The 14,453-nt window shown below is 46.9% G+C and carries 12 protein-coding genes; 2 read left to right on the forward strand and 10 right to left on the reverse strand.

The annotated features are described in order from the left end of the window. The gene (locus CWC22_RS06010; protein ID WP_138539375.1) at positions 1-1,560 is read left to right on the forward strand and encodes a fibronectin type III domain-containing protein; all 1,560 of its coding nucleotides are present in this window, start codon (positions 1-3) and stop codon (positions 1,558-1,560) included. Positions 1,561-1,677: 117 nt separating this feature from the next. Here CWC22_RS06010 and CWC22_RS06015 read toward each other — a convergent pair whose 3' ends face one another. The 3 genes from CWC22_RS06015 to CWC22_RS06025 are packed head-to-tail and all read right to left on the reverse strand — an operon-like array spanning position 1,678 to position 5,313. Beyond that, complete coding sequence (locus CWC22_RS06015; protein ID WP_138539374.1) at positions 1,678-4,215, reverse strand: hypothetical protein; 2,538 nt, start codon at positions 4,213-4,215, stop codon at positions 1,678-1,680. Between the two features lies 1 nt (position 4,216). After that, a complete protein-coding gene (locus CWC22_RS06020; RefSeq protein ID WP_138539373.1) occupies positions 4,217-4,543 on the reverse strand; it encodes a hypothetical protein in 327 nt (108 codons plus the stop codon). 26 nt (positions 4,544-4,569) lie between these two features. Then, positions 4,570-5,313, reverse strand: a complete 744-nt coding sequence (locus CWC22_RS06025; protein ID WP_138539372.1) for a hypothetical protein — start codon at positions 5,311-5,313, stop codon at positions 4,570-4,572. A gap of 179 nt (positions 5,314-5,492) precedes the next feature. Between CWC22_RS06025 and CWC22_RS06030 the strand changes: the two genes are divergently transcribed. Continuing rightward, positions 5,493-5,960 (forward strand): hotdog fold domain-containing protein, encoded by a 468-nt coding sequence (locus CWC22_RS06030; RefSeq protein ID WP_138539371.1) that lies wholly within the window; start codon positions 5,493-5,495, stop codon positions 5,958-5,960. A 33-nt stretch (positions 5,961-5,993) separates the two neighbouring features. Here the strand turns inward: CWC22_RS06030 and CWC22_RS06035 are convergent, their stop codons facing one another. From CWC22_RS06035 to CWC22_RS06065, 7 genes are all read right to left on the reverse strand, one after another. After that, a complete protein-coding gene (locus CWC22_RS06035) occupies positions 5,994-6,602 on the reverse strand; it encodes an outer membrane beta-barrel protein (protein WP_171045135.1) in 609 nt (202 codons plus the stop codon). Positions 6,603-6,762: 160 nt separating this feature from the next. Next, entirely contained in the window at positions 6,763-7,137 is a 375-nt protein-coding gene (locus CWC22_RS06040; RefSeq protein ID WP_138539369.1) for a bactofilin family protein, read from the reverse strand. Beyond that, positions 7,127-8,233 (reverse strand): M23 family metallopeptidase, encoded by a 1,107-nt coding sequence (locus CWC22_RS06045; RefSeq protein ID WP_138539368.1) that lies wholly within the window; start codon positions 8,231-8,233, stop codon positions 7,127-7,129. Before CWC22_RS06045 ends, CWC22_RS06040 begins: the two co-directional genes overlap by 11 nt. A gap of 128 nt (positions 8,234-8,361) precedes the next feature. After that, positions 8,362-9,675, reverse strand: a complete 1,314-nt coding sequence (gene fahA / locus CWC22_RS06050) for a fumarylacetoacetase (RefSeq protein WP_138539367.1) — start codon at positions 9,673-9,675, stop codon at positions 8,362-8,364. A gap of 156 nt (positions 9,676-9,831) precedes the next feature. Continuing rightward, positions 9,832-10,878, reverse strand: coding sequence for a 4-hydroxyphenylpyruvate dioxygenase (gene hppD, locus CWC22_RS06055; RefSeq protein WP_010385091.1), 1,047 nt, complete (start codon positions 10,876-10,878; stop codon positions 9,832-9,834). A 430-nt stretch (positions 10,879-11,308) separates the two neighbouring features. Next, complete coding sequence (locus tag CWC22_RS06060) at positions 11,309-12,745, reverse strand: peptide MFS transporter (protein WP_138539366.1); 1,437 nt, start codon at positions 12,743-12,745, stop codon at positions 11,309-11,311. A 279-nt stretch (positions 12,746-13,024) separates the two neighbouring features. Continuing rightward, positions 13,025-14,233 (reverse strand): DUF642 domain-containing protein, encoded by a 1,209-nt coding sequence (locus CWC22_RS06065; RefSeq protein ID WP_138539365.1) that lies wholly within the window; start codon positions 14,231-14,233, stop codon positions 13,025-13,027. Positions 14,234-14,453: the final 220 nt, after the last annotated feature.

Below are 14,453 nucleotides of genomic sequence, written 5' to 3' on the forward strand. Positions count from 1 at the left end.
ATGTCTAGGTATTTTAAATACCGGTCAATGATGTCTTGTGCCGGTCTGATTCTGGCCTCAGGGCCTGTGCTGGCTGTGAGTTTGCAGATGCCCAGCCTGGTGGAGTACGTGCTAAATGACGACCCGCCATATCAGAATGGCAGTCTCTGGCTACCGCCTGTCAGTCAAAGCGACACGGTCCGGCTTGGCTGGCAGATAGATGCTCAGGCTGAGCGCTTTGTATTACAGCAAAGTAATAATGGCGGCGTTAGCTGGCAAACTGTCTATGAGGGCACTGAGCAGGATATAGAGCTGGGTGGTTACACCAATGGGGTTTATTACTTCAGGGTACAGGCATGTGCGTCAGGTGCCTGTACTGGCTACGTAAAATCTGCGTCGCTCAAAGTCGCAATCCCAGAGGCCGGTCCGCAAAGCGTAGTGGCCACTAAGCAAGGAGAAGAGGTCAACGTAGCCTGGCAACCAAGAAGTAGTGCACCAGCAACACAATATCGGGTATATGAGAGCTTAAATGGTGAGGAATACCAGATGGTGAGTGCCACTGTGCAGCCGAGGATCCAGCTTCAGCAGGCAAAAGTGGCAACGACCCGATATAAGGTAAAAGCATGTACTGATGGGCTTACCTGTAGTCGGTTTTCACCTGCTTCCAATGAGGTCGGTGGGCTGCCTGCACCAGAAAATTTGAGTGCAGTAGATAAGGGCGCACAGGGCGTGCAACTAAGCTGGCAAAGTGTGGGCACTGATACACAGGATGTGTATTATCAAATTGATTTTAGCCTCAACTATTCAAACTGGGTGGTGCTTGCCAATAGCACAGAACCGAGCTATTTGATGCAGCCGGTTCCTGAAGGAAAGATCAAATTTCGGGTAAGGGCGTGTGATAAGACAAGCTGTTATGAAGTGTCTCAGGCGACCAATCAGATCTCCCGTTTTAGTTCACAGGCTTGTCTGGACAGTACCAAAGGACTGAATGTTTTTGCTACGAATGATGGCTACTATCTGCGCCGTCAATTGGCCTATACCAGTAGTAAAATTCTGCCAGGTAAAGTGCTCATTCCGTATGCCAGTCAGTCACATAACTCAGCGGCATATTGGTTTGTGAGTAAGAATAGCCGCGATCAGTGGCAGCTGAGTAACTCAGATCATCAGCAATTTAATAACGCGAAAAAGCAGCAGAGTAATATGCTGGTGACTTGTCACTTGGATCCGCGTTCTCAGCGACCAACTTTACAGCTAAAAACCGTAGGTTCGACACAGAGTATTGATTTGCAGGCTGATCTACTGAAGGGAGAGGATAATTCAGAGCAATATTTCTTTTTCCCATCGGTCGTTCACATTGGCCAGGCTGCTGATATCCGCTGGCAGATCCCACAAGGCACGGAGTGTCGATATGGAGAGTTACTTTTTGTTGGACGCGGTGCGGGTGAATTTGTTGCGGTTAAAGCACGCAATGAAGGGATTGAGTTCATTTGTAGCAGCCAGGGAAGTGCATGGCCCTATCTGGTGCCTGTGAATGTAAGGAAACTTGGGGCCCCTAAATTTGTTAGTCCTGTCAGAAATTAAGGGTTTAGTGGTGCTAGTTTAGCGCCGCCATATTGTTTAATTAAGGACAGCTAGGTTTAACTGGCAATAACTAAAAAACGAGGCCAAACTTAAGCTTGGCCTCGTTTTTAATAGGTGCTAGTTATTTACCCTCAGTTCAGGCGCTTTCAATTTGATCAGCGTTGGAGCGATATAGACCCAGTTACTACACTGCCCGGTAAAGAAACAAGCACGTATCCGGTATGCACGATTTTGGCTAGTAACCAGCTGATATGTCGTTGTATCGGCACCCAACTCCGCTTCAGTTTGCCATTGGTAGTTGCCAGCATGCAGACAATCTTTAATGCACAGTGTACTTTGCAACTGATAACTCTGGGCGGTTTGTAGTTTGCGCCAGGTTAAAATATCGTCTGTAAGTGTGACCTCAAGCGTTGCCTCGACAACATTAACCGCAAGCTCGGTAAGTTGTTTATCATTGCAGATCTCCGGGTGCTTGTTGTCACAGATCTCAATATAGAAATAGTATTCACCAGTTTGTGTTAAAGGGGCATCCTCAACGTACTGGTTAAGCGTTGTACTGCCCGGTGAACGCACAAAGAAGGTCGCAGAGACATCTTCGGAGAAGTTATCAGGCATGTGCCAGTTAAATTGTGGCGCAGAAAAGCGTGCTACCTCATCAGGTAGGAGAGTAAAGTTTGGCGTTGGCAGTGTGTTGCCTTGCAATCGATAGTGTACTCGGCTTGGAATTCCACATTGTCCGTTACTTAAACAGGGAGAAACTTCGACGAAAGTTGTGCCTCTTCTGAATATGGGTCCACGGCGTATACTGGTTTCGGTCACACCATTTTGCCAGATAAAACGCTCTGTGGGTTCACCAGCCTTTGCACTGGGTTTTTCTATAGCAATGCGATAAAGCACTGGCTCATTAAACTGGGCTGGTTTTTGCCAACTGATTAAAACTTCATCGCCATATCCTATATTTGTTTTGTTTACACTCAGCTGCTCAACCCGAATCGTGTTAATTGAATTGACCACTTCGATGTTAAACGTTTCGGTGAAGTAATCATTCACTTTAACTGTGATGTCATAAGTGCCCGGTTCGAGGATGCCAAAGTCATAATGATAATGTTGACTGCCAGAGACGGTGCGCCACTCTTGCTGATTAACCTTGACTTTCAGGGAGTCAATATATGGACTACTCAGTGTACTGGCTTCCAGTTTCAATGGGTGTTCTCTTGTGATCACTCCATTATTCACATGACTGAACTTTAACTGGTAATCAGGCTTGGCTGGCACTGAGTGAATTCTCGCAACAGAGCTCTTGGGCCCGCAGCTTAGGCTGCGGTCCATACCTGGCGCAACCCGGTTACACGCCCGCACAGTGGCATTGAGTAACCCTGTTTGGGTAATCTTCGCTCTGACGTGGAAGTTACCGTCATTATACTGGCGACGCAGAAAAGAGACGACACCATAAATGGAGCCAAGCCATTGATCATTGAGCTCAAGCAAGTAGTAACCATTCGGTGCAGCAACGACCTCGTCTGAAGGTTGCCAGTGAAAGATCACTTCCTCACCGGTCTGAACATTCAATATGTCGGTGGGGCGCGGGTGGAGCACGCCTGCGGAGACATGGAAGTCATCCACTACTTTAGCAGGTCTGACATACGGGGTAGGCGGCACACCGACAAAGGCATACACAGCTTGGCTTAGGGGACCACAATATTCTGTACCAGTCAGCTTGTTACACCCTTGAATCGTTATCTGATGAGCGCCTGTGCCAAGGTGATGTAGTTCAGTATGATAGGCACCCTCACCATATTTGCGGTTCAAATGGGTAAGAGAACGATATATGGTGCCATCGCGCTCACCATTGATAAACAACTTGTAATAGCCGACAAGTGGTGGTGCAACGTCATCGGAGGCTTGCCAGTGCAGCACCAGTGTTTGTTGGGAGTCAACTTCAACTGCTTGCTGCTGATGGAAATCTAGTGTGTCAGGTAGCCCGATAGCTATGCCCTGCGGTGCGTGTAACGGCTGAGCATATACCCTGAAGTCGACAGGCTCGATACGTTCTTGGTTTACTTTAAGGTGAAGTGTATACGCACCAGCGGGTTTGGCTTCAATAGAAAAGACATATTGTCCGTTTACCAGCGTAAGAGGGTGCCAGGTTTGACCATCTAGACTGGCCATAACGGTATCTGTTGGCGCATCAGTCAGGGGCGCTATGCGGATTTGCCCAGATTGGTTTTCAATCAGTACTTCATTGTTGGTACCAAAGTCAAAGTCAAAGCGGCGCACTATATCAAGTGTGAGCGTCTCGGAGAATTGACTACATTGCACACCGTTACAGGCTCTGACTTTAAACTGATGCTTGCCCGGCTCAGTAAAGTACAGGTCGAGGTTATTCTCACGGACTTGTCGAGCGGTGCCGTTATGCCATAGCTCATGGTAAGTGGCTTCTACAAATGGTTGCCATGAGAGGGTGAGCTGCCGATGTGTTGTAATCTGTGTTGGTGTAGATAACCAGCTCATTGTACCGGCAAGTGTTTTTGAAGGGTGTTGCGAAATAAGCTCACTGGTTTGCAGTGGCAGCCAGCCTTCAGACTTCACCTGTGTGGGTAAAATCATAGCGCCGCCAAGTAGTATCAACAAAGTAAGCAGTCTGTATACTGACATTTTAATTCCTTAGCATGACCTTGCTCAGCCGCCTTGCAGCCGGGTAACTCTGGCAGGTTTGCGACCCATCGACTGCTACTTCTTTGTTGCTGGTGTAGGCAGAGAGGAGTAGGGTATAGAGTGCATGATCGCTCGCACTCGTCGGGTCAAGCCACCAAAGCTGGGTATTGTCGTCTGGATTAACCTGACAGCTCGTTTGGCTTGATGTGGCACTCAGGGTTACTAGCACCCGAGTTGCCTGGACTTCTATGTTCAGAATGTTGGTCTTTGCCATCACTGAGCCACAAGCCAACATCAGCAACGCTGAGCAAAGTCGTAAGATTTTCATTGTGTTATCCTTATCAGAATGACAGTTCAGTCTTCTTTGACCAGACATAATCCTGCGCCGCAAATTGGGTGTTCAGTTTCAATGATCTCGTAACTGGTTTTATCCTGGCGATTGAAGCAGCTGTAGTTTTGAGGGCTTCTATCCGCTGAGCTGGTAAAAGGTGCATTTTTATCACCCATAATGTACTTACCATGGTGATAAACAGGCACACCGTGTTTAGACAATCCTTGCCTGCCGCGGCAACCGCTATATTCGTGTTGGATATCCGCGTTGTTATAGCTGATAGTTAAGGTTTTATAGTCGACGCCACCTTCATTATCGATGTAAGTCCAACGATATTGACCGCTATCGTAGGAACTATCTTTATAGTGCGCGGTATCCACCAATGTGCCAATGCGCGTAATACCGTCGCTTGCATACAACCCAATCGAGCGGGTATTTGAGTTACTGGCGCTGGTATTGGGCGCCAGGCGAAGGCTTTGCACCCGCTCTACTCCAGCCAGATCAGCGCAATCCTGAGCTGACGTGACAGCCACCGCTTGTTGTTTTGCTACCGCAGTGATCAGCAAGGAGTACATGGCACGGCCTGAGTGGCTGTCCAGACTAATTGAGCGCAGCTGGTTTTTGTCTTCTGCGACACACGCAACGGTGCTGGGCGCCATAGAGCTGGTTGAGAATAAAACGGTGTTGTTTTCAATCTCAATCTGAGTAATCGGTCCGGCAATTGTTAACGGCGAGCACAGTGCGCATAGTAAAGCGAGCTTGTTCATGTATTTGTCCTTTGATTTGTCATTATATAAGTCTATTAATCGGCGCAATCGTAACACATTTGGGAACTAATCATATCCACCTCAGGAATAAGTGGTTGCTTTATAACTTTTTTCACCATTGGCCTAACTGGTCAGATGTGTTAGGGTTGGGTGTTATTTTATTCAACAGGTTAAGCGTTATGGCAACACCCTTATTAAAAACCTACAAGAAGTTTAAATGGTTGCCCTTTGGCAACTGGCTATTCAGCAAGGCGGTCTGCAAACGAGCGCCTTATTTTGGCACCATCAAGCCTAAGATTACTCACCTCAGTGAAGGACGGATCACGGCGCAGATGCCTAACCGAAAGGCGGTCCACAATCACATTGGTACAGTCCATGCGATTGCGCAGTGTAACCTTGCAGAGTTATGTGCTGGTGTGGTGACTGATGCCAGCATTCCGTACAAAACACATCGCTGGATCCCTAAAGGGATGACGGTGCAATACCTGAAAAAAGCCGAAACAGACCTGCGTGCAGAAGCGACGATTTCGCTACCACGCCAATGGCAGGATAAAGAGGAGCTAATCGTTCCGGTTGAGGTATTCAATAGTGAAGGGGTTAAGGTTTTTCATGCCGATGTCACTATGTATATTTCGGCGAAAAAGTAAAACATGGGCCCGCGATTAGCGGGCCTGTTTTAATCAGAAAGTGTAGCGGTACTTCACTTCTGATTGGGTGTAATCCACACCATTGGTGTACTCAAGGATAACACTTGAATGGTCAGTGAAGCTAAAACGAATACCTGCATTTAAATAGACGCCGTTTTCGTTTTCAATGGGGCTTGGAAAGTCCATCATTTCATACCCGAGCTGAGCAAATCCATCCACGCGCTTGCCGAATGAATGCTCGTACTCACCATAAATACGGCGGGTATCTACAACTGAGTTAGAGCGATTAGTGGATACTTCAAACTCACCAACCTGAGCGCCAACTGCCAGGCGTCCATTGTCCGTTGAACGCAGAATGTAGCCCAGATTAAATGTCGTTTCGTCAACGTCATAGTCGTCATCTAAAAGCTTGTCGAAGAATGCCAGACTGTCTGAATGCTGATCGATTTTGAGTCCCATAAAGATACCGTTGGCAAATTCATAACTACCAGCAATGATAAACCCCTGAGGATCAACTGAATTCGGTGCGCCATCCAGGCTGGTCTCACCATAACCTACTTCCAGGTAGCTTTTGCTCAGCTCTGTAGCCTGAGAACTCAAAGATGCCGTTGCCAGTAGCAGGCCTAGTATATGCTTGTTCACTATATATCCTTTTAAACGTTAAGTGAGGAATAAAAAACGAGCTGTGAAAGCTCGTTGTTTTGTCATATGCGTGAAATGTATCACTATTGGATACGATAAAGGAAGGTTAAGTCGATGTTTTTGTGTTATTAAATGTTACCTGGAAACATTTTTCTGATACTCACACTTCGCTGGCTTTATCCAGTGGTGTGACGTTAGAAGATTCAACACGATGATTCAGCTGACCCTGAATATGCGCACCGGCCTGAATTGTCAGCGTGTCATGTTCGATATCACCCGTGACTCTGGCACTGGGCTCCAGGGTCACACTGTCTGCACGTATACCGCCTTGTACCTGACCGCGCACCTGCACTTGCTTGGCAGTAATATTACCTTCGACGATACCTGAGTCACCAATAATGAGCTGGGTGACATTAAGATCGCCAACGACTTTACCATCTATCTGGATTTCGCCATCGCAATGAATGTTACCTGTGATTTCGGTGTCGGGAGAAATAAGCGAGAAAGGAAGTGAAGTTTTCTTTTTATTGAACACGTTTGAGCACTCTTGCCAGTTTTACAGGGTTTATATGCTTTTTATCCTGTAACACCTCATAATGCAAGTGTGTACTGGTACTACGACCTGTGCTACCCATCAGGGCAATTACATCTGATTGCTTAACCGTTTGGCCTTTTTTCACTTTGATGGTGTGCAAATGACCATAGCGGGTCACTATGCCATTGGCATGTTGAATCTCAATAAACTTACCATAACCGCCATTTTTGCCAGCTTTTTTGACCACACCATCAGCCGGAGCAATGATTTGAGTTTTGTGCCAGCCTGCCATATCCACCCCTTTATGATAGGCACGGCGGCCTGTGATGGGGTCTTTGCGAAAGCCAAAGGCGCTGGAAATATAATACTTGTCGTGCGCTACGGGCATCATTTTTGGCGTGGAGTGTAGTAAGTTTTCCAGCTGATTGAGTTGCACCGAGTCATCGATAAGCTGGGTATAGCTGTCATTTAGCAGCGTTGCATCAACCTGGTGATATGGACCACCCTGAGCGGAGTTGCTTTCGGTTGACAGTGTCAGGCCTGCTTCATTAAACCCGGCCATCAACTGATTGTGACGCGCCGAAATAACGGCCTGTAAGGTGGTAAGTAATGCAGCCTGAGCATCATTCAGCTCTGTGCTTTGTTCCTCAAATTCATGACTGTCACCGAGGTCACTGATCGCGGGCTGTGTTTCCGCCTGCGGTGTACTATCTGGTAAAGAAGTCGGAGAGTCTGTTTGTTCGGTGATAGAGGTTGGCAGTGCACTGACAATTTCACTGAGCACTGTGTGTTGTTCGTTTAAAGTTGCCAGCTGAGTGTGCTGCTGCGCCAGTTTTGCGCTCAGTTGTTGCTTTTCTTGTTCCCAGCTTTGCGCTTTGGCTCTAAGTTCAGATTGTAAGGCATTGACTGTATCTTGCTGCTTAAAAAACGCTGATGTACTGATAACTAACCAGCTAAGAGCACTACAAACCAGCGCTAGTGCGATAAATTGCAACCAGCCGGGCACAACCATCAGACTAACCTGACCGTTCTGGCGCAGCATTAGTTGTTTAGGTTGAAATAGTGATGTGATCAGGCGTTTGATATAGCGAAACATAACACGTAAAAATTAAAAATAACGACTCACTTTAACAATTTTTATGCAAAAAGCCAGTATTTACTTACAAAAAAAAGGTGTACTTAAGCACACCTTTGTTTTGTATAGGAATAGTTTTTCGCTTGCGATTATTTCGCTGGCAGAATAGTGCCTTCGACTGAACCGAAACCGATACGTGCAAAGCCGTTGGCTTCACACCAGCCACGCATAATGACCTTGTCACCATTTTCCAGGAACTTACGCTCTTCGCCATTGTCCAGGGTGATGGTCTCTTTACCGCCACGTGATAGCTCTAACAGTGAACCCGCTTCTTCGTGCTCTGGACCAGACTGAGTACCTGAACCCAGCATATCGCCTGGCAGGAAGTTACAGCCGTTTACTGTGTGGTGAGTTACCATCTGTGCCACTGTCCAGTAGCTGTGCTTAAAGCTGGATTCTGACAGCTTGCTAGGCGCAGCATTGGCTTCGCGCATTTTCGCTGTTTCAAGTAGTACGTCCATTTGGATATCAAACGCACCAGCTTCACGGTTGTGTGCAGACTCCAGATAGTCCAGAGGCTGAGGATCTTGCTCATCACGGTGCCAGTTGGTGCGATACGGCGCCAGGGCTTCTGTAGTAACAATCCAGGGTGACACAGTTGATGCAAAGTTTTTCGCCAGGAATGGACCTAATGGTTGATATTCCCAAGCCTGAAGATCACGAGCAGACCAGTCATTGAACAGGCAGAAACCAAATACATGGCTTTCGGCATCTTCAATTGAAATAGAATCACCCAGTTCATTGCCTTTACCCAGGTAGATACCCAGTTCCAGTTCGTAGTCCAGACGCTTACAAGGACCGAAAGACGGTGTATCTGCATCAGGTGCTTTTGTCTGACCTTTAGGACGAGGGAAGTTCTGACCAGACACATCAATTGAAGAAGCACGGCCGTGGTAACCGATTGGTACCCACTTGTAGTTAGGCAGTAAAGGGTTGTCCGGACGGAACAAACTACCTACCGCTGTTGCGTGGTAGATTGAGGTGTAGAAATCAGTGTAGTCGCCAATGTGACAAGGTAATGCATATTCAACGTCAGATTGTGCAACCAAGGCCGCCTCTAGTGCGCCCTGATGCTCTGAGCCTTCACGAAGTGCACGAGACAATGCCAGGCGTAGTGCAGACCAGTAGTTCTGGCCCATACCCATGAACTCATTCAGTTTAGGTGCATTGGCTGCTTCAACAGCATCCTGTGCTTCGCCACTGAAAATACCTGCACCAGCAACCACTGCCAGATCCAGTACCTGATCACCAATGGCGACACCGCCACGGAACTCTTCAGCGCTGTCTTTGCGGCGGAATGAAGCAAATGGCAGGTTTTGAATTGGGAAGTCGGTACCGGCCTGGTTCGCGCTGGCAACCCAGCTTTTAAGATTAATGTCGTGCGTTTCGTTGATAAAAGACATGGTCTTTCCTTTTTGCAAGTTTGAGGCTGCTCTCAGATGTGGTGATAGCGTTCTGGTTTTTCAATGCAACATCTGAGTCTCAGACAAATTAAACGGCAAAAGCAGCCAGAAGGCATGGCCCCAAGCTGCTTTTAATTATCCACTCTCAAAGGAGAATTAGATCACGCCGCGGCGTTCCTGATCACGCTCGATAGACTCGAACAGTGCCTGGAAGTTACCTTCACCGAAACCACCGTCGTCTACACGCTGGATCATTTCGATAAAGATAGGGCCGAACAGGTTCTTAGTGAAGATCTGAAGCAGGTAGCAATCTTCGCTCTGGCTGTCTACCAGGATCTGGTGCTCTTTGATCTTGTCACGGTCTTCTTTAACCCAAGGTACACGGTCAAAGATAGTGTCGTAGTAGTGATCAACAATATCTAATGTTGCAATGTTAGTCTGGTCAAGCTTGTCCAGTGACGCAACCAGGTCATTGGTCAGGAATGCCAGGTGCTGTACGCCCGGGCCATTGTACTCGTCCAGGTACTCGTCGATCTGGTTGTTGTTGTCGTCTTTACCTTCGTTAATTGGAATAGAGAAGGTGCCACATGGAGACTTCAGTGCGTATGACAACAGAGCAGTCTTCTGACCTTTGATGTCGAAGTAACGAACTTCAGTAAAGCCGAATACGTCTTTGTAGAAGTTTGCCCATGTTTCCATGGTGCCTTTGTATACGTTGTTAGTCAGGTGGTCGATGCGCAGGAAGCCTTTGTCTTCAACGATGACTTGCTCTTCCAGCTCAACGAAGTCTTGCTCAAAGATAGAGCCTTTGTCACCGAATACGTCGATGAAGTAGATCAGGCTGTCACCGATACCATAAATAGCTGGGTAAGGCAGATCTTTGTGTGTTGAATCGGTCGCTGGTTTTGCACCACGCTCTACCGCGATTTCAAACGCTTTTTGCGCGTCTTCTACACGCCAGCCCATTGAGCAGATAGCTGGGCCGTGGCTCTTAGCGAACTCAGCAGAGAAACCGCCGCGCTCTTTGTTCAGCAGGAAGTGAATGTCATGCTGGTTGTAGTATAGGATGTCTTTGTCTTTAAACTTTTTCAGTTTAGAAAAACCAAAATCGGCAAAAATCTTTTCCATGTAGTCCGCATCTGGTGTTGCGTACTCGGTAAACTCAATGCCTACTAGGCCTAGAGGATTTGTTACTTCACTCATTGTCATACTCCCGCTTTAAAGCACTGGATCGCTATTTGTTTTGTGCTGTGGATGATTAATCAAAATGACCAAAAGGGGAAGCTATGGGGGTGAATTAGCAAGAGGGCGAAATGTAAATTCTGTCGTACAAATTGTCAGGGTTATACGGATTGAGTGAACAGGATAATTTTTTCGATTATAAGTCTCGATTTGTTCTGTAAATCGGATTGCTTGGCTCCAGTATATTTCAAAGGAAACAACTTATCCATATGATAAAAAAGTACTTTTTAGTTCATTGCTGACAGCGATATTACGGTGGAACTTTTAAGGGGACGGTCTCTGTGAGAGGTAAATTTTGCCTAGGTGTATCGGTAAGTTTACAAAAGAGAGTCAGAAACAGAAAAGCCGCACAAATTTAGTGCGGCTTTTTACATGAATCACAGAACGAAAATTACTGTCTTTCGCCCGAGATCTCTAATTCTTTCTCAAGATAATGCTCCTGAGTGTGTGGCTCGTCAGTGCTTCCCTCAGCACCATGCATCCAGTCAACCAGCTTATTACTGAGCAGGTACATCGCCAGAGCAGACAACAAGGCAGTCGCACCCAGGCCGATGAAAATGCTCATGGCGTTGTTCATTGCTTCCTGGCCTTCACCAATGAATGAACCAACGAAACCAGCGATCTTGTTTGCAACCGCTGTACACAGGAACCATAAACCCATTAATAGTGATGCCAGACGTAGCGGTGCAAGCTTACTTACCATAGATAAACCAATTGGTGACAGGCATAGTTCACCCAAAGTATGGAACAGGTAGAAAAGTACCAGCCACATCATGCTGATCTGTAAGTTGCCAGGATCGCTGCCTTCAGTGATAAGCGCCATCATCATGGTCAAAAAGCCGAGCGCCAGGAATACCAAAGCGATGGCGAACTTGACTGGCGAATTAGGCTCACGTTTGTCGAGTTTAAGCCAAATCATTGCCACCAGGGGTGCAAAAATAATAATGAAGATAGAGTTCAGAGACTGGAACCAGGAAGCCGGAATTTCAAAGCCCATCAGCATACGGTCTGTGTAGTCAGCGGCAAATAGGTTCATCAGACCACCTGCCTGCTCGAAGCCCATCCAGAAGATAATACTAAATACACTCATAGTGAAAATAACACGGATGCGGTCTTTTTCCTGGCTTGTTAGTGGCTCTTTGGTGTTGCTGTTAGATTGCTGCTGAGACAGCTTGGCAGCAGGCACCACACCGATGTCGCCCAAATATTTCTGGCTCAGGAGTAGTTGCATTACAACGGAGATCACCATACCGATACCCGCAGCGATGAAACCTGCTTGCCAGTTGATCTGTGCTGCAACATAACCAGCGATAATTGGACCCAGCGCGCCACCTAAGTTGATACCCATGTAGAAGATAGTGAAAGCACCGTCACGGCGTTTATCACCTTCCTGGTACAAATCACCAACCATAGTTGAAATGTTTGGTTTGAAAAGACCATTACCAGCACACAGCAATGCCAGACCGACATAGAAAACTTGCTCTTCCATACCGGCAACCAGGCTGTGTGGTATACCCATGGTGAAGTGACCTGCGGCCATCAAGATACCACCAAGGATAATGGCTTTACGTTGACCCATGACATTATCAGCCAGCCAGCCACCAATTAATGGTGTCAAATATACCGCCATGGTAAAGGTACCATAGAGGCTTAGTGCATCGGCATTGGTCCAGCCGAAGCCACCATTTTGTACTTGAGCAACCAAGTATAAAACCAGAATTGCACGCATACCGTAGTAGCCAAAGCGCTCCCACATTTCCGTGCCGAAGAGTAAGAACAGGCCTTTTGGATGACCCAGAAACTCACCGCGATTAGGTAATGAATTCATATTATTCCCATTTCAATCAAATGTGTTGTGTTGGCCTTAATATTATCGATGCTGTAGGTACTGCTGATGACAGTATTACTCTGCATACTTTGAACGGGTGGCCAGTCCCCAAATGATTTACAAGTTAGTGCAATGTTGACTAACTATGCATTAAAAGCGCGTCAGTATACCTAGTGGGGTGGCGATGGGGAAGCCTTACCAGCTGGGTTAGACGCTTTTTGTATACAAAAAAACCAGCCGGTCTGGCTGGTTTTTGCGCATATAGAGCAAATGTGCCGGTTATCGGCAGAAATTGTCGACAAACGTCAGGTCATTGATGTGCTCAGGACCTTCCATCACTAGTGTCGCAACGGCGGTATTTGGATTGAGCTGCCAGATTTGTGCATTGCTGCCATCTTCACGACCAGATACATACAGTTCGCCACTGTCTGTGATTGCCAGGCCTGATGCCCAGTTCACGCCGTGTTCACCAATCTTCGTAAGTTCCATGTTACCTTCGTCAAGGGTATACAGCGCCTTGCCGGTTAAGACGTAAAGCACGTTCCCGTCTGCTGAGTAAGCAATGTCACCATGGCTGAAATCGTCACCTGAGTAAGACAATTTACCAAGCACAGTTTTTTCACCGCTGGTCATGTCAAAGTCGTACATATAAGTCTTACTGGTGCTACGTAAAGAGATGCCGTCAGGCGTGACCGCAGAGCGGTACAAAGGCCATGATTTAGTCTCAGCTACGCTGTACTGCTGATTACCGTTCAGGTCCAGTGCCCACAGAGTAGACGCTTTAGTGCTGTTGTTGGTCTGTTCCATGAAGTACAGTACGCCATCTTTACTGGCGATATTCGAGGCGGTGTGTGTGACACCCGATACTGTGCTGTACTGACCTGCATCCAGGTCAAAATGGTAAACGAAACCGTTTTGTGCAGAGCCGTAGTTATTGATGCCAAACAGACCAGTTACACAATCTGCGGTAACAGACACATTGTCTAGTAATGCGCCGTAGGAATCTGAGTTACCTGCACCCACGAATTTCAGTGTACTTTCAGCGCTGTCAGCCGTCACTGTGATGGTGTAATGTTGCCAGCCGCGTTGTGTACCGTTTAGTTCCGCGATTACCTGGTCGTCCCAGTAAACGGTTGCTTTGTTGGTGTCTGCATTATTGGTAACACGCGGTGAGTAGTAGAAGCTCACGACATACTGCTTGCCCGCTTCAGTCGCAACACTTTGGTATGCACTGTAGTTACGGGTTGAGTCCAGCTCCAGGTATTGTTCACCATCCTGAGCCTGAATAAGGCCAAGGCGATTAGTTTGAATTTCAAATTTTGCAGAGCTGCGATTCCAGCCAGGTAGGGTTCGCATCAGGCTCCAGGAGCCGTTGATGGTATTTGATTGCTCAAAAGAACCGTTAGTGATCAGATTGTCACTGGCATTTGTAGCAAAGCTACTGATTAGGGCGGCACTCAGGCCAAGCGCGATAACTGATAATTTCATAGATATACTCCAGGGCTTCACTCTATTCGTGTAAATAAAATGTTATCCCTAATCAATTTTAACTAGTCCCATTTTCTTACTTTTACACGGTCTGGTCAATTACAAATCAAAAAATGACTGTTAGTTCCTATTTATGCCTCAATTTTAGAATATAAAAGTAGTACCAAAGGGTTGGTTTCTACACACTGTGTTCCTAATACTTTTACATGTCATCTGATCT

This window comes from Pseudoalteromonas rubra (assembly GCF_005886805.2).
Classification (GTDB): domain Bacteria; phylum Pseudomonadota; class Gammaproteobacteria; order Enterobacterales; family Alteromonadaceae; genus Pseudoalteromonas; species Pseudoalteromonas rubra_D.